This is a genomic window from Conexibacter sp. CPCC 205762 (assembly GCF_030646155.1).
Classification (GTDB): domain Bacteria; phylum Actinomycetota; class Thermoleophilia; order Solirubrobacterales; family Solirubrobacteraceae; genus Conexibacter.
This window is the reverse complement of the sequence record NZ_JAUTDN010000013.1, coordinates 75675-95744: the sequence shown is the minus strand read 5'-3', so window position 1 is coordinate 95744 and position 20070 is coordinate 75675. Positions and strand designations below refer to the sequence as shown.

At 72.3% G+C, this 20070-nt stretch carries 22 protein-coding genes; 5 read left to right on the top strand and 17 right to left on the bottom strand.

Translation table 11 applies throughout. The features are described from left to right. Positions 1–2: 2 nt before the first annotated feature. Entirely contained in the window at positions 3–194 is a 192-nt protein-coding gene (locus tag Q7L73_RS12845; RefSeq protein ID WP_304691397.1) for a hypothetical protein, read from the bottom strand. Positions 195–463: 269 nt separating this feature from the next. Between Q7L73_RS12845 and Q7L73_RS12840 the strand changes: the two genes are divergently transcribed. Next, positions 464–1087, top strand: a complete 624-nt coding sequence (locus tag Q7L73_RS12840) for a TetR/AcrR family transcriptional regulator (RefSeq protein WP_304691396.1) — start codon at positions 464–466, stop codon at positions 1085–1087. Here the strand turns inward: Q7L73_RS12840 and Q7L73_RS12835 are convergent. The 4 genes from Q7L73_RS12835 to Q7L73_RS12820 all read right to left on the bottom strand — a co-directional run bounded on the left by Q7L73_RS12835 (position 1069) and on the right by Q7L73_RS12820 (position 4680). After that, the gene (locus Q7L73_RS12835) at positions 1069–2244 is read right to left on the bottom strand and encodes a glycosyltransferase family 4 protein (protein WP_304691395.1); all 1176 of its coding nucleotides are present in this window, start codon (positions 2242–2244) and stop codon (positions 1069–1071) included. The two genes, Q7L73_RS12840 and Q7L73_RS12835, sit on opposite strands and share 19 nt — an antisense overlap. 141 nt (positions 2245–2385) lie before the next feature. Then, the gene (gene glyA / locus Q7L73_RS12830; RefSeq protein ID WP_304691393.1) at positions 2386–3678 is read right to left on the bottom strand and encodes a serine hydroxymethyltransferase; all 1293 of its coding nucleotides are present in this window, start codon (positions 3676–3678) and stop codon (positions 2386–2388) included. Continuing rightward, a complete protein-coding gene (rpiB, locus tag Q7L73_RS12825; protein WP_304691392.1) occupies positions 3675–4118 on the bottom strand; it encodes a ribose 5-phosphate isomerase B in 444 nt (147 codons plus the stop codon). The genes glyA and rpiB overlap by 4 nt, the downstream gene beginning before the upstream one ends. An 85-nt stretch (positions 4119–4203) precedes the next feature. Beyond that, positions 4204–4680 (bottom strand): MarR family winged helix-turn-helix transcriptional regulator, encoded by a 477-nt coding sequence (locus tag Q7L73_RS12820; RefSeq protein WP_304691390.1) that lies wholly within the window; start codon positions 4678–4680, stop codon positions 4204–4206. A 94-nt stretch (positions 4681–4774) separates the two neighbouring features. On the opposite strand from Q7L73_RS12820, the gene Q7L73_RS12815 reads away from it, so the two are divergent. Further along, positions 4775–5146 carry a cupin domain-containing protein gene (locus tag Q7L73_RS12815; RefSeq protein WP_304691389.1) on the top strand — a complete coding sequence of 124 codons (372 nt, stop codon included), beginning with the start codon at positions 4775–4777 and terminating at the stop codon, positions 5144–5146. A gap of 1 nt (position 5147) precedes the next feature. Here Q7L73_RS12815 and Q7L73_RS12810 read toward each other — a convergent pair whose 3' ends face one another. From Q7L73_RS12810 to Q7L73_RS12765, 10 genes are all read right to left on the bottom strand, one after another. Then, positions 5148–5747: an L-threonylcarbamoyladenylate synthase gene (locus tag Q7L73_RS12810; protein WP_304691387.1), complete on the bottom strand. Its 600-nt coding sequence runs from the start codon at positions 5745–5747 to the stop codon at positions 5148–5150. 80 nt (positions 5748–5827) lie between these two features. After that, complete coding sequence (gene prmC / locus Q7L73_RS12805; RefSeq protein ID WP_304691386.1) at positions 5828–6688, bottom strand: peptide chain release factor N(5)-glutamine methyltransferase; 861 nt, start codon at positions 6686–6688, stop codon at positions 5828–5830. Positions 6689–6695: 7 nt separating this feature from the next. Next, a complete protein-coding gene (prfA, locus tag Q7L73_RS12800) occupies positions 6696–7742 on the bottom strand; it encodes a peptide chain release factor 1 (RefSeq protein WP_304691385.1) in 1047 nt (348 codons plus the stop codon). A gap of 81 nt (positions 7743–7823) precedes the next feature. Further along, positions 7824–8045, bottom strand: a complete 222-nt coding sequence (gene rpmE / locus Q7L73_RS12795; protein WP_304691383.1) for a 50S ribosomal protein L31 — start codon at positions 8043–8045, stop codon at positions 7824–7826. Then, positions 8042–8860 (bottom strand): CARDB domain-containing protein, encoded by an 819-nt coding sequence (locus Q7L73_RS12790; protein ID WP_304691382.1) that lies wholly within the window; start codon positions 8858–8860, stop codon positions 8042–8044. The genes rpmE and Q7L73_RS12790 overlap by 4 nt, the downstream gene beginning before the upstream one ends. A gap of 91 nt (positions 8861–8951) precedes the next feature. Beyond that, a complete protein-coding gene (locus Q7L73_RS12785) occupies positions 8952–10691 on the bottom strand; it encodes an electron-transfer flavoprotein:ubiquinone oxidoreductase (protein ID WP_304691381.1) in 1740 nt (579 codons plus the stop codon). A gap of 4 nt (positions 10692–10695) precedes the next feature. Beyond that, complete coding sequence (locus Q7L73_RS12780) at positions 10696–11673, bottom strand: electron transfer flavoprotein subunit alpha/FixB family protein (RefSeq protein ID WP_304691380.1); 978 nt, start codon at positions 11671–11673, stop codon at positions 10696–10698. 1 nt (position 11674) lies between these two features. Then, entirely contained in the window at positions 11675–12466 is a 792-nt protein-coding gene (locus Q7L73_RS12775) for an electron transfer flavoprotein subunit beta/FixA family protein (protein ID WP_304691379.1), read from the bottom strand. A 158-nt stretch (positions 12467–12624) separates the two neighbouring features. Then, positions 12625–13035 (bottom strand): cobalamin B12-binding domain-containing protein, encoded by a 411-nt coding sequence (locus Q7L73_RS12770; RefSeq protein ID WP_304691377.1) that lies wholly within the window; start codon positions 13033–13035, stop codon positions 12625–12627. 84 nt (positions 13036–13119) lie between these two features. Beyond that, the gene (locus tag Q7L73_RS12765; RefSeq protein WP_304691375.1) at positions 13120–14565 is read right to left on the bottom strand and encodes a M17 family metallopeptidase; all 1446 of its coding nucleotides are present in this window, start codon (positions 14563–14565) and stop codon (positions 13120–13122) included. 151 nt (positions 14566–14716) lie between these two features. Between Q7L73_RS12765 and Q7L73_RS12760 the strand changes: the two genes are divergently transcribed. From Q7L73_RS12760 to Q7L73_RS12750, 3 genes are read left to right on the top strand one after another with little or no spacing between them, the layout of a single operon-like run. After that, the gene (locus Q7L73_RS12760) at positions 14717–15892 is read left to right on the top strand and encodes an acetyl-CoA C-acetyltransferase (protein WP_304691374.1); all 1176 of its coding nucleotides are present in this window, start codon (positions 14717–14719) and stop codon (positions 15890–15892) included. After that, a complete protein-coding gene (locus Q7L73_RS12755) occupies positions 15889–16749 on the top strand; it encodes an HAD family phosphatase (RefSeq protein ID WP_304691373.1) in 861 nt (286 codons plus the stop codon). Before Q7L73_RS12760 ends, Q7L73_RS12755 begins: the two co-directional genes overlap by 4 nt. Continuing rightward, positions 16746–17906, top strand: a complete 1161-nt coding sequence (locus tag Q7L73_RS12750) for an acyl-CoA dehydrogenase family protein (protein WP_304691371.1) — start codon at positions 16746–16748, stop codon at positions 17904–17906. The genes Q7L73_RS12755 and Q7L73_RS12750 overlap by 4 nt, the downstream gene beginning before the upstream one ends. A 71-nt stretch (positions 17907–17977) precedes the next feature. Here Q7L73_RS12750 and Q7L73_RS12745 read toward each other — a convergent pair whose 3' ends face one another. Both Q7L73_RS12745 and meaB read right to left on the bottom strand, forming a co-directional pair. Next, positions 17978–18925: a MurR/RpiR family transcriptional regulator gene (locus Q7L73_RS12745; protein ID WP_304691370.1), complete on the bottom strand. Its 948-nt coding sequence runs from the start codon at positions 18923–18925 to the stop codon at positions 17978–17980. An 85-nt stretch (positions 18926–19010) separates the two neighbouring features. Then, complete coding sequence (gene meaB / locus Q7L73_RS12740; protein ID WP_304691369.1) at positions 19011–20000, bottom strand: methylmalonyl Co-A mutase-associated GTPase MeaB; 990 nt, start codon at positions 19998–20000, stop codon at positions 19011–19013. Positions 20001–20070 lie beyond the last annotated feature (70 nt).

Sequence of the window (20070 nt, the reverse complement as noted above, 5' to 3'; positions counted from 1 at the left end):
TGTCAGAGGTCACTGAAGTGCGCACGCACCAGTGCGATGCCGACGGCGAATCCGACGCCCAGCCCGATGATCAGCAGCGGGACAGGCGCGCCCACGAGCGCCCCGACCCCAACTCCGACGCCGGCGCACAGCAGAATCGCGGCGAGCAGGATCGAGCCGGCGACGGCCCCCCGTGTCGGCGGGCGGTCGTTCATCTTCGGGCTGATCGTTGAAGTCGGGGGGACACATGATGGGCGGTTGCCGCCAGAACGTAAAAAGAACCCACGAGCGGCACATCCGTCCCCGCGGGCCTTGCGGAGACTGGCTGCCTAGTGGGCTTATGGAGAGCTTACCGACTCCACGCGGCTTGTAACAACTTCGTGACAGTCGTGACCAGTCACTCGCGCGGGCGCGCCCGCGCGTCGGACTGAGGCTACACGGAAGGCAGCGCCGGGGTCGCCACGCTGACGCTAGTGTGAAGGCGATGACGTCCCTCACGCGCCGCACCGAGGCGCAGGCCAGCAAGCGCGCCGCCGTCGAGCGCGGCGTGCTGGAGGCGACCGAGGCGCTGCTCGACGAGGGCGCCTCCTTCGCCGAGCTGGGGATCGAGCGCATCGCCACCCGCGCCGGCATCTCCCGCACCGCCTTCTACTTCTACTTCCGCGACAAGCGCGAGCTGCTGATGCGGCTGACCGCCGGCGTCGCCGAGGAGCTGTTCGCCGAGGCGGGGCGGTGGTGGAGCGGCGACGGCGAGGGCGAGGCCGAGCTGCGCGCCGCGATCGCGAAGGTCGTCGGCATCTACAGACGGCACCCGGCGCTGCTGAGAGCGGTCGTCGAGGCGGCCGCCTACGACGAGGAGGCGGCCACGTTCTGGCGCGCGCTCGTCGGCCGCTTCGCCGACTCGACGCAGGCGCGGATCGAGCGCGAGCAGGCCGCCGGCAGAGCCGACCCGTCGGTGCCGGCGAAGGCGACCGCGTTCGCGCTCGCGTGGATGACCGAGCGCAGCGCCTACGAGCGGCTGGTCCAGGCGGAGGAGATCGACGAGCAGCAGTTCGTCGACGCGCTGCTGCGGATCTGGCTCAGCGCCGTCTACGGCGCGGTCCGCTGACGGACCGCCTCGAACTCGCCGGTCTCCAGCTCTCTGCCGACGCTGACGTCGATCTCGTGCTCGGTCGTCTCCGGATCGGCGCGGCGCATCTGCCATGAGCGCAGCCGCTTCAGCTTGAGGATCTCCAGCACCATCACGAGGTAGATGCTGGCGCCGAGCACGAACAGCAGCAGCGCCGCGATCACGAGCGTCCAGCCGAGGTTGAAGCTGCCGTGATTGTCGGTGTACGGGATGAAGCGGATCGCGACCGCGAGGCCCGCGAGCAGCACCGTCCAGGCGTACAGGTAGAGCACGGTCCGCCGCTGGCTGAAGCCGATCCGCGAGAAGCGGTGGTGGAAGTGCTGGGCGTCGGCCGACCATGGCGCGCGGCCGTACTTGAGCCGCCGCGCGACGACGAAGCTGGTGTCGAGGAACGGCACGGCGAGGATCGCGAGCGGGCCGACGAGCGCGATCAGGGCGTTGGTCTTGAGCGAGCCCTGGATCGCGACGCAGCCGAGCAGGAAGCCGAGCAGCAGCGCGCCGCAGTCGCCCATGAAGATCGACGCCGGGTGGAAGTTGTGGATCAGGAAGCCGAGCGCGGCGCCCGCGACGATCGCCGCCAGCACGCCGGCGCCGGTGCGGCCGAGGTCGAAGGCGATGATCGAGAAGGCGACGGCGCTGATCGCGCAGACGCCGGCCGCGAGCCCGTCGACGCCGTCGGAGAAGTTGACGACGTTCATCAGCGCGACGAGGCCGAGCACCGTCAACACGCCGCCGGCGGCGCCGAAGTCGAGCGCGCCGAGGAACGGGAAGGTGATGTTGCCGACCTTCACCCCCGCCGCGACGGGGATGACCGCGGCGACGATCTGGCCGAGCAGCTTCCACTGCGGCGCCAGCTCGACGACGTCGTCGATCGCGCCGACGGCGGCGATCAGCGCCGCGCCGAGCAGGATCCCGCGCGTCTCCTCGGTGATCGGCAGCCAGATCGCGGAGGCGACCAGCACACCGGCGAGGATCGCGAGACCGCCGAGCAGCGGCGTCACGCGCGAGGCCAGCCCGCGCTCGCGCGGCTCGTCGACCGCGCCGATCCGCATCGCCAGCTTGGCGACGAACGGGGTCGTCACGGCCGCCACTGCCAGAGCGACGACGAAGGCGAAGACGGCGTCAAGCTCGTTCATGCCGATCTCGAAGTCTGGCAGGGCTGGAGGACCACGGCGTTGATGACAGGTGGATCGTCGTGTCTGGCAAGGACGCAGGGAGCGTGGCGGGCGCCAGCCCGTGAGCGACCGAGGACGCCGCCAGACGCGGCGAGGCGCCTGTCAGGCGTGTGCGGGGGCGTTCAGGTGCGCGTACAGCGGGTGCTTGTCGGCGAGCGCGGTGACGCGCTCGGCCAGCTCGCCCTTGCGCGCCTCGAACTCCGGCGTCAGCGCCGCCGCGATCAGCTTGCCGACCTCTTCGAAGTCGTCCTGCTGGAAGCCGCGCGTGGCGAGCGCGGGCGAGCCGACGCGCAGGCCGCTGGAGACCATCGGCGGGCGCGGGTCGAACGGGACCGCGTTGCGGTTGACCGTGATGCCGATCTCGTGCAGCCGGTCCTCGGCCTGCTGGCCGTCGAGCTCGGACGCGCGCAGGTCGACCAGCACGAGGTGGACGTCGGTGCCGCCCGTCAGCACGCTGACGCCGCTGTCGGCGTCGGCGAGCAGCTCGCTCGCGACCGCCTGAGCGCCGGCGATCGTGCGCTGCTGGCGCTCCTTGAAGGCGTCGCTCATCGCGATCTTGAACGCGACCGCCTTGCCGGCGATCACGTGCTCCAGCGGGCCGCCCTGCTGGCCCGGGAAGATCGCCGAGTTGAGTCTTCTGGCGTGCTCCTCTCTGGAGAGGATCAGGCCGCCGCGGCCGCCGCCGATCGTCTTGTGCGTCGTCGAGGTGACGACGTCGGCATACGGCACCGGGCTCGGGTGCAGGCCGGCGGCGACGAGGCCGGCGAAGTGGGCCATGTCGACCATCAGCAGCGCGCCGACCTCGTCGGCGATCTCGCGGAAGCGGGCGAAGTCGAGCTGACGCGGGTAGGCCGACCAGCCGGCGAGCAGCAGCTTCGGCTTGCGCTCGCGGGCGATCTTGGCGACCTCGTCCATGTCGATCCGGCTCGTCTCGCGGTCGACCTGGTACGGCGCGATGTCGTACAGGCGGCCCGAGACGTTGATTCTCATGCCGTGGCTGAGGTGGCCGCCGTGGGCCAGCTCGAGGCCCATGATCGTGTCGCCCGGCTGCAGCAGCGCGTGGTAGACGGCGGTGTTGGCCTGGGCGCCGGAGTGGGCCTGGACGTTGGCGGCCTCGGCGCCGAAGAGCTGCTTGGCGCGGTCGATCGCGAGCTGCTCGGCGACGTCGACGAACTCGCAGCCGCCGTAGTAGCGGCGGCCGGGGTAGCCCTCGGCGTACTTGTTCGTGAGCACGCTGCCCTGCGCCTCGAGCACGGCCTGGGGCACGAAGTTCTCGGAGGCGATCATCTCCAGCGTTCTCTGCTGGCGCTCCAGCTCGTGCTGGACGGCCTCCGCGATCTCGGGGTCGACCTCGGCCAGCGGCTTGTTGAAGAAGTCGGACGGCAGGTCGGTCATGCGGAGCTCTCCATCGCGGTGATCTGGTTGACGCGGCGGGCGTGGCGGCCGCCGTCGAAGTCCGTGTCGAGGAAGCGCGCGACGATCAGGTCGGCGTCGTCGTCGGACAGGCGCGCTCCCGACAGGGTGACGATGTTGGCGTCGTTGTGACGCCGGCACATCTCCGCCTCGTCGGCGTCGTGGGCGTTGACGGCGCGGATGCCGTCGACCTTGTTGGCGACGATCGCGACGCCGTTGCCGGAGCCGCAGACGAGCACGCCGCGCTCGGCCTCGCCGGCGGCGACCAGCTCGGCGGCGGGCTTGGCGTACTGGGGGTAGTCGACGGAGTCGCTGCCGTCGGTGCCGAGGTCGACGACCTCGTGGCCCTGCGCGGCGAGCGTCTGCGCGACGTGCGACTTCAGCGCGAAGCCGGCGTGGTCGGAAGCGATGGCGATCTTCATGGCGGCGGGGCCAGGGTACCAGCGCACCCCGACCGGCAGGATCTCGCGACCAGACGCCGACGCGGCCGGCGCGCCCGCGGCGCCCTCACCAGACCGGCCGCAGGGCGGCCCGCCCCTCTCTGCTGACGTGCCCGACCCAGGCCGCGATCGCCGTCTTGGCGCCCGCGACGGCCTCCGCCCCGGCGACCGCGGCCCACTCGCGCTCGACCCGCGCCCACAGCGCGTCGGCATGGGCGACGTAGTCGCGCCCGCGCGCGGTCAGCGCGAGCACGCTGGCGCGGCCGTCGCGCGGATGCGGCGCGCGCGCGAGGTAGCCCCACCGCTCCAGCTCGGCGACGACTCTCGCGGCCGCCTGTCTGGTCAGCTCCAGCTCGGCCGCGAGCGCGGTCGTCGTGAGCTCACCTTCGAGCAGCAGCCGGAAGACGAAGCCGTGGGCCGGGCGCAGCGGCTCGTAGCCCTGTTCGCGCAGCAGCTCGTGGAAGCGGTCGGTGAGCGCGCGGAAGCCCATCGCGAGCAGCAGCGCGGAGGTGCCCTCGACGGCTGGGTCGGGAAGCGGTGTCATCGCAAACCAGTCAACCAGGTTGACCGGATGATACTATTAGGCAACTGAGTTGACTATCCGCCGCCGAGCGCGGCGGCGCCGAACGGAGCCCGCCATGCCCATCGCCACGCTCGCCGACGCGCCGCAGTTCTCGCGCGGCGACTTCACCTTCCGCCCGCTCGCCGTCCCCTCGCGCGGCTCCGCCGAGCTGGCCGTGTGGGCGCTGGAGGTCGCGCCCGGCGCCGTCAGCGAGCCGCACTCGCTCGACCGGGAGGAGGTCTTCGTGCTGCGCAGCGGCGCGCTCGTCGCGACCCTCGGCGAGCAGCGCCACGCGCTCTCCCCCGGTGACGCGCTGATCGTCCCGCCCGGCACGACCTTCGCGCTCGCCAACGAGGGCGGCGAGACGGCGGCCGCGACCGTCTGCGTCCCGGCCGGCTTCAGCGCGCAGCTGAACGGCGAGGCGTTCACGCCGCCGTGGGCGTTGTGAGTCAGGCGAGCGCGGCGGCGACCGCGGCGCGCGCGACGGCGCCCTCGCGCACGATCTCCCACGCGCCGCCGGCCTCGTAGCGGCGCAGGTCGATCACGGTCGAGGAGGTGCCCGGCAGCGGGCCGCCGTCGAGCACCAGGTCGACCCCTTCGCGGATCTCGCGCGGCACCTCCGCCAGCGTGCGCGGGTCGGCGCCGCCGGAGCGGTTGGCGCTCGACTGCACGACCGGCAGCTCGACCGCGGCCAGCGCCGCCAGCGGCCCGCTCAGCGCCGGCACGCGCAGGCCGAGCGCGGCCTCGGCGTCGTCGGGGTCGGGCAGCAGCAGCGTCACGCCGCCCGGCAGCAGCCGCTCGCAGGCGGCGCGCGTGCGCGCGCCGAGCGACGGCAGCGCGAACAGCGCCCGCTCGCGGTCGAACCACATCAGCGCCGCCGGCTTGCTCGGCAGCCGCCCTTTCAGCTCGTAGATCCGGCCGACGGCGGCCGCGTCGGAGGGCGCGGCGGCGAGGCCGTAGACGGTGTCGGCCGGGAAGACCGCGACGCCGCCGGCGGCGATCGTCAGCGCGAAGGCGGCGGCGTCGGCGCTCGTCAACGACGGGCTCATCGGCAGCGCTCGGCGGAGGCGGAGGCGAGGGACGCGGCGGCGACGAAGGCGACAGCGGCGGCGGAGGTCACGTGCAGCATCTACCCGTCTCGCCGGCCGACGACGACCCGCTCGATCCCGGCGAGGTCTCTGTGCGCGCGCACCTCGCGCATCCCCGCCGCGCGCAATAGCTCGCCGACCTGCGGCGCCTGCCCGGCGCCGATCTCGAAGGCGACGAACGGCGCCCGCGCGGCCGCCTCGACCGTCAGCCGGCGGACGACGTCGAGCCCGTCGCCGCCGGCGAACAGCGCCTGCGCCGGCTCGTGCACGGCGACCTCCGGCTCGAGCTGCTCGCGGTCGCCGTCGGGCACGTACGGCGGGTTGGAGAGGATCGCGTCGAAGTCGCCCTCGACGCCGGACAGCAGGTCGCCCTGGGCGAAGCTGACGTCGAGCCGCAGCGCCTGCGCGTTGGCGCGCGCGACGTCGAGCGCGTCGCTCGACAGGTCGGTCGCGACGACCGTCAGGTCGGGCCGCTCGTGCTTGAGCGCCAGCGCGACCGCGCCGCTGCCGGTGCCGACGTCGAGCACGCGCGCCCGCAGCGGCAGGTTGAGCGCGACCTCGACCAGCAGCTCCGTCTCCGGCCGCGGCACCAGCACGCGCCGGTCGACGGCGAGGTCGATGTGGCGGAAGCCGCGCGTGCCGCGAATGTAGGCGACCGGCTCGCGCGCGCGGCGCCGCGCGACGAGCGCCGCGAAGCGCTCGCTCTGCGCCAGGCCGAGGATCCGCTCCGGGTGCATGTGCAGCGCGGTGCGGGTCGTGCCGAGCGCATCGGCCAGCAGCAGCTCGGCGTCGAGCCGCGGATTGTCGACGCCGGCCTCGCGCAGGTCGGCGGTCGCGATCGCCAACGACATCCGCACCGACGGGCCGTCGGCGAAGGTCCAGTCCGACTCCGGCGCGCTCACGCCGGGATCACGCCTCGGCCTGCTCCTCGAGCTTGCGGCGCTTCTCGTCGTTCTGGAGCGCGCCGGTGATGCCGTCGAGATCGCCGCCGAGGACCGCGTCGATGTTGTTCACCGTCAGCTTGATGCGGTGGTCGGTGATGCGGTCCTGGGGGAAGTTGTACGTGCGGATCTTCTCCGCCCGCTCGCCCGTGCCGACCTGCGAGAGGCGGTTCTTCGACAGCTCCGCCTGCTGCTCGGCGAGCGCGCGCTCGTACAGCCGCGCGCGCAGCACGCGCATCGCCTTCTCGCGGTTCTGCAGCTGCGACTTCTCGTCCTGCATCGCGACGACGACGCCGGAGGGCTTGTGCGTGATGCGGACCGCGGAGTCGGTCGTGTTGACCGACTGGCCGCCCGGTCCGGAGGAGCGGTAGACGTCGATCTGGAGGTCGTTCTCGTTGATGTGGACGTCGACCTCCTCCGCTTCCGGCAGCACCGCGACGGTCGCCGTCGAGGTGTGGATGCGGCCCTGGGACTCGGTCTCCGGCACGCGCTGGACGCGGTGGGTGCCGCCCTCGAACTTGAAGACCGAGTAGGCGCCGTCGCCCTTGATCGCGAAGGTGTAGGTGCCGTCGCCCTCGTCCATCGCCTCGGTCGAGAAGCCGCGCCGCTCGGCATAGCGCGTCAGCATCCGGTAGAGGTCGCCGGCGAACAGGCCGGCCTCGTCGCCGCCCGCGCCGGGGCGGATCTCGACGATCACGTTCTTGTCGTCGGCCGGGTCCTTCTCGACCATCGCGAGGCGGATCTCCTCGTCCAGCTCGGCGAGGCGCTCGCGCGAGGCGGTCAGCAGCTCGCGCACCTCGGGATCCTCGCCCTCGGCCAGCAGCTCCTTCGCGCCGGCCTCGTCGTCGACGACGCGACGCCACTCGGCAGCCAGTCTCGCCGCCTGCTCCAGGTCTCTGTACTGACGACCGGTCTCGGCGTAGCGCTGGCGGTCCCCGATCACCTCGGGGTCGCCCATCATGTTCTCGAGCTCGCCGAAGCGCGACTCGATCTGCTGAACCAGCTGCTCGATCACGGCCGACGAGTCTAGGGCCTTTAACGAGCGACGGCCCCGCCGGGAGCCGACGGGGCCACGCTAGACGCTGCGCATGACGCGCTAGTTGGAGTCGCTGGCAGCGGCGCGTCTCGCGGCGCGGCGCTGGAAGCGCTCGACACGACCGCCGGTGTCGACGAGCTTCTGTCTGCCCGTGTAGAACGGGTGGCAGTTCGAGCAGATCTCGACGTTTATCGAGGACTCGACCGAGCGGGTCGTGAACGTGTTGCCGCAGGTGCAGCGCACCTGGGACTCGACGTAGTTGGGATGGATGTCCGTCTTCATGGTTGTTCCAGTGTAGCCGGGCAGGTCGCGAGGAGGCTGTTGTTGGTCTCGCGCACCTCGTCGATCGCGTTGGCGGGGTCGACGAGGAAGGTCGGCCCGGTCGGGCCCTGGCAGCGGGCGCCGACGAAGCTGACCTCGGCGCTCTCCAGCGGGCCGAGCCGCTTGAGCGAGCGCGTCGCCGAGGAGAGGCTCCAGGTGACGCCGACGTTCCAGGCCGGCGAGCGGCCGCTGTTGCGGACGGTGACCGTGTAGCTCGACGTGTCCGCCGTCGGGCCGTCCTCGACCGCGACGTCGGAGAACGACAGGTCGGGCCGCAGGTCCGGCTCCTTGCAGATCGCCGTCGTCGCGACCGCCTCGCGCACGACCGTGCCGCTCGCGTCGCTCCAGCGGAAGCTGACTCTGAAGCGGTAGGCGTACGGGACGACCAGCCGGCCGACCGCCTGGCGGTACTTGAAGACGTCGTTGGGGCGCGTGCCGATCGTCGGGTCGCTCGGGTTCGTCCAGACGCCGAGTCCGGGCACGTCGGAGCGCAGCGCCCAGCGGCCGCCGGTCAGCGCGCGCTGGTACAGCTCGACTCTCAGCGCCAGCCGTCTGCCGCTGCCGACCGGTCTCATCGAGGCGGCGACGATCGCCGAGCGGACGTCGGTTCTCGGCGAGCGCTTGCAGGAGTACAGGCTCGCGTCGTAGGGGGTCTTGGCGGCGGGCGTCAGCGCGGCGCGCGTCGCGGCCTGCGCGGCGGCGGCCGTCAGCAGTGTGGTGAGGAGGGCGAGCAGCGCGACGCGCGTCACCCGGGGGAGCGATCCAGCGACCTTCATCGTGCCAGCTATAACCGGCCAGCCGGCGAGAAGTTGCGAGCTTGTGACCGGTCCCGCGCGCGATCGCGCGCGGGACCGGTCGCAATTCGGCTCAGGTGATCGTGTAGAGCGGCCCGTCGCCGCCCTCGGGCGTCGTCAGGCGACCGCCCTTGGCCGTGATCGCACCGCACTGCACGCAGTTGGTGTAGTTGACGATCACGTCGACGTTGCCTCTCTCCGGCGCGTCCTCGGGGATCTCGTAGACCCCGGCCGGGCACATCCACTTCCACGTCTCGGCGACCTCGCGCGGGACGTTTCTCTGCACCCGGATGTGGTTGGGCGCGTCGTCGCGGGTCGCGTTGCCGGTGATGAAGACCGACGAGAGCTTGTCGAACGTGTATCTGTTGTCCGGTCTCGGGTAGCCGTCGGCGGTGTCGCCGATGAACATGGCCTTCTCGTCGTTCTTGTGCCACGGCAGACGGCCCGGCGGCAGCTTGCCCTTGGTCGCGATCGCCAGGTTGACGATCGGGCCGCCCATCAGGAAGCCCTTCTGGAACGGCTGGCGGGTGTTGCGGACCTCGTACAGCTCTCTGCCGGTCAGCGAGTTCTCGATCTTCTCCTCGTAGGCCTCGATCGAGTCGTCGCCGCGCTTGAGCGAGTCGTAGATGACCTCGCCGGCGAGCTTGCCGGAGTTGATGCAGTGGTGGACGCCCTTGAGCGAGACCGTGTCGACCATGCCGCCGGCGTCGCCGACCATCAGCGCGCCCGGCATCGTCAGCTTCGGCATCGACCAGTAGCCGCCGCCCGGCAGCGCCTTCGCGCCCCAGGCGACGCGCTCGCCGCCCTCGAGGATCCCTCTGACCAGCGGATGCAGCTTGAACTGCTGCAGCAGGTCGTGGGCCGAGGTCGTCGCGTCGGCGTACTCGAGGTCCACGACGAAGCCGATCGAGACGAGGTCGTCGCCCGTTCTCTCGTCCTTCATCGGGTAGATCCAGGTGCCGCCGATCTGGCCGTATCTGGCCGAGATCTTCAGCGGCCACGGGCCGATCGTGTGGATCAGGCGGTCGAGCGGTCTGGGAACCTTCCAGACCTCCTTGACGCCCAGCTCCCAGACCGGCGGCTCGCGGTCCTTGTCGAGCCCGAACTCGCGGATCGCGGCGCCCGTCAGCGAGCCCCAGCAGCCCTCGGCGAGGATCACGTATCTCGCCTTGATGTCGGTGCCCGGCTCGAAGTTGCCGAGCGGCTCGCCGTCCTTGCCGCGGCCCTTGTCGCCCGAGCGCACGCCGACGACGCGGCCGTCCTCGAGGATCAGCTGCGTCGCAGCGGTCTCGGTGAGGATGTAGGCGCCCTGCTCCTCGGCGACCCGCTGCTGGTAGCGCGCCAGCGCCGCGACCGAGATGACCTCGTTGCCGTGGTTCTTGAACGGCGGCGGCGGCGGGATCTTGATCTTCGACTTGGCGCTGGGAAGCATGTAGACCGCTTCCTTGTGGACCTCGCCGAAGGCGAAGCCCTCCTTGCGCCAGTCCTCCCGGGTCATGTCCGGGTACAGCTCCTGGAGCGGGCCGGGGCGGACGACCGCGCCGGACAGCGTGTGCCCGCCGCAGGTCTTCGCCTTCTCCAGCACCGCGACGGGAACCTCGCCGAGGCTCTCCATCAGCTCCGGATCGTCGGCCAGCAGCTGCAGCAGCCGGTTCGCGGCCGCAAGCCCTGCCGTGCCGCCGCCGACGATCGCGACGCCGACCTCGATCAGCTCGTCCTCAGCGTCGAGGCCGCGCTTGATGAACTCTCTGGGCGAGTCGACCGGCGGCGGATACGCCGCCGGCACGACCCGGCCGTTGCTGCTGCCGGCCATGCGATCAACCGCCCTTCTTGGCCTTCACGGCCTCCGTCAGCTTCGGCAGGATCTTGTTCAGGTCCCCGACGATGCCGAGGTCGCTGAACTCGAAGATCGGAGCGTTCGCGTCCTTGTTGATCGCGACGATGTTCTCCGACGCCTGCATGCCGACCTTGTGCTGGATCGCGCCCGAGATGCCGGCCGCGAGGTAGAGCTTCGGCGCGACCGACTTGCCGGTCTGGCCGATCTGGGCCGCGTACGGGTACCAGCCGGCGTCGACGACCGCGCGCGTCGCGGCGACGGCGCCGCCGAGCACGCCCGCGAGGTCCTCGCACAGCTGGAAGCCCTCGGCCTTGCCGAGACCACGGCCGCCGGCGACGAGCACGTTGGCGTCCTCGATGTTGACGTCGGCGCCGCGCTGCTCGCCGCGCTGCACCATCGACGCCTGCGTCGACCACGGCGAGAACTCGACCGCGGTGTCGACGATCTCGGCCGCGCCGCCCTGGCCGCCCTTGACCTCGAACGCGTTGATGCGGCCGATGATGATCCCGAGGTCGCCCTGGTAGTGCGAGCGCGAGATCTGCGAGTCGCCGAGGATCGGGCGCTCGGCGACGAGCTTGCCGCCCTCGACCACGACGCCCGTGACCTCCATCGTCACGCCGGCCTGACGGCGGGCCGCGAGGCCGGCGCCGATCTCGAAGCCGAGCAGGCCGCCGCCGAAGATCACGTAGCTGTGACCGTTCTCGCCGATGACCTTGTCCATCGCGTCGATGACCGGCTGGGCGAGGCCCTCCGGGCCCTCGACCTTGTAGACCTTGCTGGCGCCGTAGTCGCCGAGCGTGCCGAGCAGCTCAGGCGTCAGGTCGGCACCGCCGACGACGATCGCGTCAGCGGTCGTGCCGAGCTCGCCGGCGAGCTTGGCCGCCTCGGAGACGGCACCGAGCGAGTTCTTGTTGAGCGCGCCCTCGTAGTGGAGGACGTAGACGAGAATCCCGCCCATCTCAGATCAGCTTCCTTTCGTCCAGCCACGCGACGATCTGCTCGACGGTCGCGTCCGTGTCCTCGTCTTCGATGATCGTGCCGGCCGACTTCGCCGGGGGAGCCTTGAACTCGCCGCACTGGACGCGCGAGCCGTCGGCGCCGACGAGCGAGGTGTCGATGCCGACGTCGCCGGCAGCGGCCTTCTCGAGCGGCTTCTTCTTCGCACCCATGATCGCCTTCAGCGACGGGTAGCGCGGCTCGTTGATCGCGTCACCGACCGAGATGACGGCCGGCAGGCCGACCTGGACGGTGTCGTAGCCGTACTCGGCCTGACGCTCGCAGCGGAGACCGCCGTCGACGACGTCGAGCTTGATCACCTGCGTGAGCGAGGGCGCTCTGAGGTGGTCGGCGACGACGGCGCCGATCGTGTAGCACTCGCCGTCGTCCGACTGCTGGCCGAGCAGCACTATGTCGGGCTGCTCCTTCTCCAGCGCCTTCGCGAGCGCGTAGCCCGTGGCGGCGACGTCGGAACCGGCGAGCGCGTCGTCGGACAGGTGCAGCGAGCGGTCCGCGCCGAGCGAGACGGCCTTGTGGAGCGCGCGCACGGCGGTCTCCGGGCCCATCGTGACGGCGACGACCTCGTCGATCTGGAGGGCGCCGCCCTCCTTCAGCTGCATCGCAGCCTCGATCGCATGGGTGTCATACGGGTTGAGGTTCTTCTCCCCGCTGCGGTCCATCCGCCCCGTCGAGGGGTCGATGCGCTTCTCGACGGCGGCGTCCGGCACCTCTTTGACCAGGACGCAAATCTTCAACTGGGGTGCCTCCTCAGAAACGAGCAAACTGACGTTCGTGGCAGTGTGATGGCGGGCATGATACCCGTGTTGACTGACCAGTCAATCGCATGCCGGGCCCGTACGACTCCAATCGGTCCCGGCGCACGCTCCCGCCCGCGCCGGCGGGGCGACCGTGATCAGCCGCTGCGGACCGCGCCGCGGATGAAGTCGATGATCTCCTGCGTCGGCGCGCCGGGGGTGAAGACCTCCGAGACGCCGAGCTGCTTGAGCTGGGGGATGTCGTCGGCGGGGATCGTGCCCCCCACCGTGACGAGCACGTCGTCGATCTCCTGCTCGCGCAGCAGCTCGACGATCCGGGGCACCAGCGTCATGTGCGCCCCCGACAGGATCGACAGGCCGACGGCGTCGGCGTCCTCCTGGATGACCGTCTCCACGATCTGCTCCGGCGTCTGGTGCAGGCCGGTGTAGATCACTTCCATGCCCGCGTCGCGCAGGGCGCGCGCGATGATCTTGGCGCCGCGGTCGTGGCCGTCGAGCCCGGGCTTGGCGACGACGACGCGGATCTTTCGCTCTGAGGATGTGGACATCTCGGGGGTGTCCGCGCGCCTGTCGGTGTGGGTGGCGTCGCGGCGGGGCGAATAGTAGGGACTGTCCTCGCCGAGGGGATGCAGTTAGCTGGCGCTGCGCTTCGCGAGCTCGACCAGCAGCCGCACGCCGTAGCCCGTGCCGCCGTACGGCGCGTACGGGCGGCCGGTGTCGTTGGCGGTGCCGGCGATGTCGAGATGGGCCCACGGCACGTCGGAGACGAACCGCTTGAGGAACTCCGCGGCGGTGATCGAGGCGGCCTGGCGGTTCTCGGTCGAGTTGACGATGTCGCCGTAGCGGCCCTTGATCGCGTCGGCGTAGTCGGCGTGCAGCGGCAGCCGCCAGACGAGGTCGTCGCTGGCGCTCGCGGCCTCCTGCACCCGCCCCGCCCACTCGTCGTCGTTGGCGAACAGGCCGGCGTGGGCGCCGCCCAGCGCGGTCACGATCGCGCCCGTCAGCGTCGCCAGGTCGACGATCCGCTCGGCGCCGTGGTTGACGGCGTGGACGAGGCAGTCGGCCAGCACCAGCCGGCCCTCGGCGTCGGTGTTGTTGATCTCGATCGTCGTGCCGTTGGCGGCGCGCACGATGTCGCCCGGCCGGGTCGCGTGGCCGCTGGGCATGTTCTCGGTCGCGCCGATCACGCCCAGCACCCGCACCGGCAGTCTCAGCCGCGCGATCGCGCCGATCGCCTCCAGCACGACGGCGCCGCCGGACATGTCGAACTTCATCTCCGCCATTCTCAGCGCCGGCTTGATCGAGATGCCGCCGGTGTCGAACGTGACCGCCTTGCCGACGAACGCCAGCAGCGGGCCGGTCGCGTCCGGTCCCGCGTATCTCAGCTCGATCAGCCGCGCCTCCTCGTGCGAGCCGCGCGCGACGGCGGCGAAGGCGCCCATCCCGAGCGCCGCGATCTCCTCCTCGCCGCGGACCTCCAGCGTCAGGTGGTCGCCGCCGACCTCCGCGACCAGCTCGTGGGCGCGGTGGGCGAGGTCGGAGGGCGTCAGCTCGTTGGCGGGCGCGTTCTGCAGGTCGCGGGCGCGGTTCTGCGCCGTCGCCAGCGCAGCGGCCCAGTTCACCGGGCCGTCGACGGGGTGGTGCGCGGAGACGACGAGCCGCTCGATCCCGCCGTCGTCCTCGGGGTGGTTGCGGTATCTGTCGAAGCGGTAGGCGGCCAGCAGCGTGCCCTCGACGAGCGCGCCGACGTGGGCGTCGTCGAGGTGGTGCGGGACCTCCCAGCAGAGCGTGCCGGTCGACAGCTCACGCGCGCGCCCGTGGACCGTGGCGGCCGCGACGCGGGCGCGCTCGGTGTCGAAGCGGGCGCGGTCGCCGAGGCCGACGATCAGGTAGCGGCGATCGTCGTGGTGGACGACGGCCAGCCTGCGGAAGGCGCGTCTCGCCTCGCCGCGGTCGAGCAGCTTCTGCAGCAGCCCGCCCTCGACGTCGTGGGCGATGTCCTCGCCGTCGAAGACCCCCACGGCGATCGTGTCCGCGCCGGTCTCGGCCGCGCCCTGCGTGGTGGCTTCGATCTGCATCGGGCGGATGCTACCCGTGCTTCGCAGAGCGAGATCCCCGAGAGCTCGCGCCGGCGCGCGACGCTGGCGGGATCTCGCGGGGAAGCGGGGTTCGTTCGCACGTGCGGGGACTAGCATCGGACAGACCTCACCCTGGAACGGAGACCTCCCGATGCCCTCGACCGTCATCCTCAGCGCAGCGCGCACCCCGATCGGCAAGCTCGGCGGCGGGCTCGCCTCGCTCGACGCGACCGACCTCGGCGGGATCGCGATCGAGGCTGCGCTGGAGCGCGCCGACGTCGCGCCCGAGCAGGTCCAGCACGTCGTCTTCGGCCAGGTGCTGCAGGCCGGCCAGGGCCAGATCCCCTCGCGTCAGGCGCAGATCAAGGGCGGGATCCCCAAGGAGGTCTCCTCCGAGACGATCAACAAGGTCTGCGCTTCGGGCGTGCGCGCCGTCGGCATCCTCGACGCGGCGATCCGCGCCGGCGACCTCGAGGTCGCCGTCGGCGGCGGCATGGAGTCGATGAGCAACGCGCCGTACCTGCTCAAGAACGCCCGCTTCGGCTATCGCATGGGCGACGGCGCGGCGCTCGACGCGATGATCAACGACGGCCTCACGAACCCGTTCAGCGGCAAGCACATGGCGCACGAGGCCTCCGAGGTCGCCGCCCAGCTGGAGCTGACGCGGGCCGACATGGACCGCTGGTCGGTGCGCTCGCACGAGCTGGCGCTGAAGGCGACCGACGAGGGCCGCCTGCCGGAGGAGATCGTCGCGGTGACGGTCAAGGGGCGCAAGGGCGACACGGTCGTCGAGGTCGACGAGTCGCCGCGTCCCGGCACGACGCTGGAGGCGCTCGCCGCGCTGAAGCCGATCTTCGTCAAGGACGGCTCGCACACCGCCGGCAACGCGCCCGGCGTCAACGACGGCGCCGGCGCGCTCGTGCTCGCCTCCAGCGACTGGGCGGCCGCCAACGGCAAGACGCCGCTGGCGACGATCGTCGCGCAGGCGCAGATCGCCGACGACTTCCCGATGCTCGCCAGAACACCGGCCAACGCGGCGCTGGCCGCGCTGAGAAAGGCCGGGCTGACGGTCGACGACATCGACCTGTGGGAGATCAACGAGGCGTTCGCCTCGGTCACGCTCAACTCGATGCGGATGCTCGGGCTGGACGAGGACAAGGTCAACGTCAACGGCGGCGCGGTCGCGCTCGGCCACCCGATCGGCGCCTCCGGCGCGCGCATCATCGGCTCGCTCGCGCTGGAGCTGAAGCGGCGCGGCGGCGGGCGCGGGATCGCGGCGATCTGCTCCGGCGGCGGCCAGGGCGATGCCGTCATCATCGAGGTGTGACCCCCACCCCCATCGAAGCTGACGTAACGGGAGGCGGTGCCGCGCGCGGCGCCGCCTTCTTCGACCTCGACCGCACGCTGATGGCCGGCTCCTCCGCGTTCGAGTTCGCGCGCGCCTCCTACCGTGCCGGGATCCTCACGCGCCGCCAGCTCGCGGCCGGCGCGTGGGCGAACGTGAAGTTCCGCCTCAACGGCTCGACCGACGCCGGCACCGACGCCGTCCGCGAGCAGATCTTCACGCTGATGCGCGACGTGCCGGTGCGCGACATCCTGCGGCTCGGGCCGGAGGTGCTGGCCGGCGTGCTGCCGCGCGTCTACCCGCAGATGCTGCGCGTCGCCTACGACCACCAGGACGCCGGCCGGCCGGTCTACATCGTCACCGCCGCCGCCCACGAGCTGGCCGAGGTGCTCGCGCACGTGCTGACGTTCGACGGCGGCCTCGGCGCGAGATCGGAGATCCGCGACGGCGTCTACACCGGCCGCCCCGACGGGCCCTTCACCTACCGCGAGGGCAAGGCGCAGGCGATCCGCGAGCTGGCCGCGCGCGAAGGGTTCGCCTTGTCGGAATGCTGGGCCTACTCCGACTCCGAGTCGGACCTGCCGATGCTGCGCACGGTCGGCCACCCGGTCGCCGTCAACCCCGACGCCGAGCTGACGCGGGTCGCGCGCGCGGAGCGATGGGAGACGCTGCGCTTCGAGCGGCTCGGGCGGCGGCTGGCGCTGGCCGGCACGGCCGTTCTCGCGGTTGCGCTGGGCGGGGCTGGATCTTTGATGGTGCGGAAGCCTCGGCTGGAGCCTCGGCTTCCGAGCAAGAACTCGCCAGAGGCTCCTTCTCGCGGTTGGAGGAAGATGACGTGAGCTTGCATGAGCTGACCGACGAGCAGCGTTCGATCCGCGAGCTGGCGCGGCGGTTCGCGGAGGAGGAGATCGCGCCGCACGCGGCCGCATGGGACCGCGGGCACGTCTTCCCGCGCGAGCTGTTCGCGCAGCTCGGCGAGCTGGGGCTGATGGGCGCCTGCATCCCCGAGGTGAACGGCGGCGCGGGGGCCGACTTCCTCTCCTACGTGCTCGCGCTGGAGGAGCTGGCGCGCGCCGACGGCGGCGTGGCGGTGACGGTCGCGGTGCACGTCAGCGCGGCGACGCTGCCGCTGCTGGCGTTCGGATCGGCCGAGCAGATCGACCGCTGGGTGCCGCCGCTGGCGCAGGGGCACGAGCTGGGGGCGTTCGCGCTGACCGAGGCCGAGGCCGGCTCCGACGCGGGCGCGCTGCGGACACGGGCGGCGGCGGACGGCGACGCGCACGCCGGCCGCGCGCTGATCAGCGGCTCCAAGCAGTTCATCACGACCGGCTCGCACGCCCACCTGCTGATCGTCTTCGCGCGCGACGACGCCGCCGACGGCGCGATCTCGGCGTTCGTCGTGAAGCGGCCGGCGGCGGGGCTGGCGGTCGCGCGCGAGGAGGAGAAGCTCGGCCTCAACTCCTCCTCCACGGCGGCGCTCTCGTTCGACCAGACCCCCGGCGAGCTGCTCGGCGCGCGCGGCGCGGGGATGCGGATCGCCCTGGGCACGCTCGACGGCGGCCGGATCGGGATCGCCGCGCAGGCGGTCGGGATCGCGCAGGCGGCGCTCGACGTCGCGACCGCGTACGCGAGAGAGCGCACCGCCTTCGGCGGCCCGATCGGGCGCTTCGGCCAGGTGCAGGCGAAGCTCGCCGAGATGCAGACCGAGATCGAGGCGGCACGGGCGCTGACCTGGCGCGCCGCGCGGCTCAAGCAGGCCGGCCTCCCCCACACCGTCGAGGGCGCGCAGGCGAAGCTGCTCGCCTCCCGCGTCGCGCGCGAATGGACGGGCGAGGCGATCCAGATCCTCGGCGGCTACGGCTACACGCGCGAGTTCCCCGCCGAGCGCTACTACCGCGACGCGAAGGTGACGGAGATCTACGAGGGCACGAGCGAGATCCAGCGGCTGGTCATCGCCCGCGCCCTGCTGGGCGACGCCGCGCGCCACGCCGTCTGAGCGAACCGCCTCGCGGCGCCGGACACGATCCGGCCACGCTCAGACGGCGCGGTCATCGTTGGGCGGTCCGCTCAGGCCGGCTGCGGGCGGCGGCGGCGCGTGGGGCGCTGCTCGCGCGGGACGCGCTGCTCGGCGAGGGCGGCGCTGGTGCGGGCGAGGGCGGCTTCGGCGCGCAGCTCGTCGCGCAGGGCGACGGCGACCAGCAGCGCGTCGAGGACCGCGACGTGGGCGAGGCGGCTCGTCAGCGAGGGGACGCGCGGCGAGGCGGCGCGGGCGCCGGCGACGAGCACGTGGTCGGCCAGCTCGGTCAGCGGCGAGCGCGAGAAGCTCGTGATCGCGGCGGTCGTCGCGCCGGCGTCGGTGGCGGCGGTGAGGGCGGCGAGCGTGCCGCGCGTCGCGCCGCTGTGGCTGATCGCGAGGCAGACGTCGCCGCGCTCCAGCAGCGCGGCGGCGACGAGCTGGCCGGGGCTGTCGCCGGGCGCGGCGGTGCGGATCCCGATCGAGCGCAGCCGCTGTGCGGCGTCGTGGGCGAGCGGCGCCGAGGAGCCGGAGCCGACGAGCAGGACGGTGTGCGCCTCGGCGATCCGCGTCGCGGTCGTCTCGAAGCTGTCGCGGTCGACGGTCGCGGCGGTGTCGCGCAGCGTCTCGACCCCGCGCCAGACGACCGTGCCGAGCGCATCCGGCACCGGCTCCGGCTCGTCGCCTTCGAGCGCGGTCCCGTCGGCGATCGCGGCGTCGACGCTCCACGGCCCGGCCGGCCCGGCGCCGCGGTGCTCGACCGCGGTCTCCTGCGCGAGCACGAGCTTGAGGTCGTGGAAGCCGCGCAGCCCAAGGCCCTGACAGAAGCGCACGACGCTCGACTTCGCCGTCCCGGCCGACGCCGCCAGCTCGCTGACCGACCAGAAGACGACCGCCCCCGGCTGCGCCAGCACCGCCTCCGCCACCTTGCGATCGGAGGCACCGAGCGCGGGCAGCTGCGCGCGCAGGTGAGGCAGCAGCGGACGGGCGACGGCGTTCACGCGAGTCACTGTCGCGGTCCGCCGTTCCCCACGTGTCAAGAAAGGGTGAATCGCGTTCCGGCGCTAACGCGCCGGCAACATCGCCTCAGCCAGCCGGTTCGGGGCTGTCGGCGCTGACGCGGGCGGCGTTGCGGGCGAGGATCTCGGTCGCGGCGCTGGCGGGGTCGAGGCGGCGGGCGACGACCTCGTCGAGCAGGTCCTGGACGGTCGGGTCGGCGGCGATCGAGGCCTCGAGGCGGCGGCGCATGCGCGCGGTCGCGAGCGCGACGACCTCGTTCATCAGGTTGCGGCGGCGGCGCTCCAGCAGGGTGCCCTCGGCCGTGATGTACGTGCGGTGCGCCTCCAGCGCGGCGGCCAGCTCGTCGATGCCGATGCCGAAGGCCGCCTGGGTCTTCACGATCGGGACCTTCCAGGCGCCCGCGCGCGCCGGCGCCAGCGACAGCACGCCGCGGATCTCGCGCACCATCGTGTCGGTCAGCGGGTGGTCGGCCTTGTTGACGACGATCACGTCGGGGATCTCCATCACGCCCGCCTTCAGCGCCTGGATCGAGTCGCCCGAGCCGGGCATCAGCGCCAGCACGACCGTGTCGGCGTGGTCGATCACGTCGACCTCCGCCTGGCCCACGCCGACCGTCTCCACGAACACCACGTCGCGCCCCGCCGCGTCCATCAGCAGCGCGCCCTGCAGCGCCGCCTCCGAGAGGCCGCCGAGCGCGCCGCGGTTGGCCATCGAGCGGATGAAGACGCCCGGGTCGAGGAAGTGCTCGGTGAGGCGGATGCGGTCGCCCAGCAGCGCGCCTCTCGTGAACGGCGACGAGGGGTCGATCGACAGCACGCCGACGGTGCGGTCGCGCGCCCGCTCCGCTCTCGTCAGCGCACCCAGCAGCGTCGACTTGCCGACGCCGGGCGGCCCGGTGAAGCCGACGACCGCGGCTCTGCCGGTGTGCGGGTAGATCTCCCGCACCAGCTCCCAGCCCTCCGGCCGGTCGTCCTCGACGAGCGTGATCGCGCGGGCGAGCGCGCGCTTGTCTCCGGCCAGCAGCCGCTCCGCGAGCGATCGTCCATCGGCAGCCATGCGACCGCGGATGATCGCAGGGCGCGCAGCTGACGGGACCCGGTCGGCCGCGCGCGCACTACGATGCCCA

Excerpts from the sequence above, each read along its gene's own strand:
- Q7L73_RS12845 (WP_304691397.1), bottom strand. The coding sequence starts at position 194 with ATGAACGACCGCCCGCCGACACGGGGGGCCGTCGCCGGCTCGATCCTG.
- Q7L73_RS12840 (WP_304691396.1), top strand. The coding sequence starts at position 464 with ATGACGTCCCTCACGCGCCGCACCGAGGCGCAGGCCAGCAAGCGCGCC.
- Q7L73_RS12835 (WP_304691395.1), bottom strand. The coding sequence starts at position 2,244 with ATGAACGAGCTTGACGCCGTCTTCGCCTTCGTCGTCGCTCTGGCAGTG.
- glyA (WP_304691393.1), bottom strand. The coding sequence starts at position 3,678 with ATGACCGACCTGCCGTCCGACTTCTTCAACAAGCCGCTGGCCGAGGTC.
- rpiB (WP_304691392.1), bottom strand. The coding sequence starts at position 4,118 with ATGAAGATCGCCATCGCTTCCGACCACGCCGGCTTCGCGCTGAAGTCG.
- Q7L73_RS12820 (WP_304691390.1), bottom strand. The coding sequence starts at position 4,680 with ATGACACCGCTTCCCGACCCAGCCGTCGAGGGCACCTCCGCGCTGCTG.
- Q7L73_RS12815 (WP_304691389.1), top strand. The coding sequence starts at position 4,775 with ATGCCCATCGCCACGCTCGCCGACGCGCCGCAGTTCTCGCGCGGCGAC.
- Q7L73_RS12810 (WP_304691387.1), bottom strand. The coding sequence starts at position 5,747 with ATGAGCCCGTCGTTGACGAGCGCCGACGCCGCCGCCTTCGCGCTGACG.
- rpmE (WP_304691383.1), bottom strand. The coding sequence starts at position 8,045 with ATGAAGACGGACATCCATCCCAACTACGTCGAGTCCCAGGTGCGCTGC.
- Q7L73_RS12790 (WP_304691382.1), bottom strand. The coding sequence starts at position 8,860 with ATGAAGGTCGCTGGATCGCTCCCCCGGGTGACGCGCGTCGCGCTGCTC.
- Q7L73_RS12785 (WP_304691381.1), bottom strand. The coding sequence starts at position 10,691 with ATGGCCGGCAGCAGCAACGGCCGGGTCGTGCCGGCGGCGTATCCGCCG.
- Q7L73_RS12780 (WP_304691380.1), bottom strand. The coding sequence starts at position 11,673 with ATGGGCGGGATTCTCGTCTACGTCCTCCACTACGAGGGCGCGCTCAAC.
- Q7L73_RS12770 (WP_304691377.1), bottom strand. The coding sequence starts at position 13,035 with ATGTCCACATCCTCAGAGCGAAAGATCCGCGTCGTCGTCGCCAAGCCC.
- Q7L73_RS12765 (WP_304691375.1), bottom strand. The coding sequence starts at position 14,565 with ATGCAGATCGAAGCCACCACGCAGGGCGCGGCCGAGACCGGCGCGGAC.
- Q7L73_RS12760 (WP_304691374.1), top strand. The coding sequence starts at position 14,717 with ATGCCCTCGACCGTCATCCTCAGCGCAGCGCGCACCCCGATCGGCAAG.
- meaB (WP_304691369.1), bottom strand. The coding sequence starts at position 20,000 with ATGGCTGCCGATGGACGATCGCTCGCGGAGCGGCTGCTGGCCGGAGAC.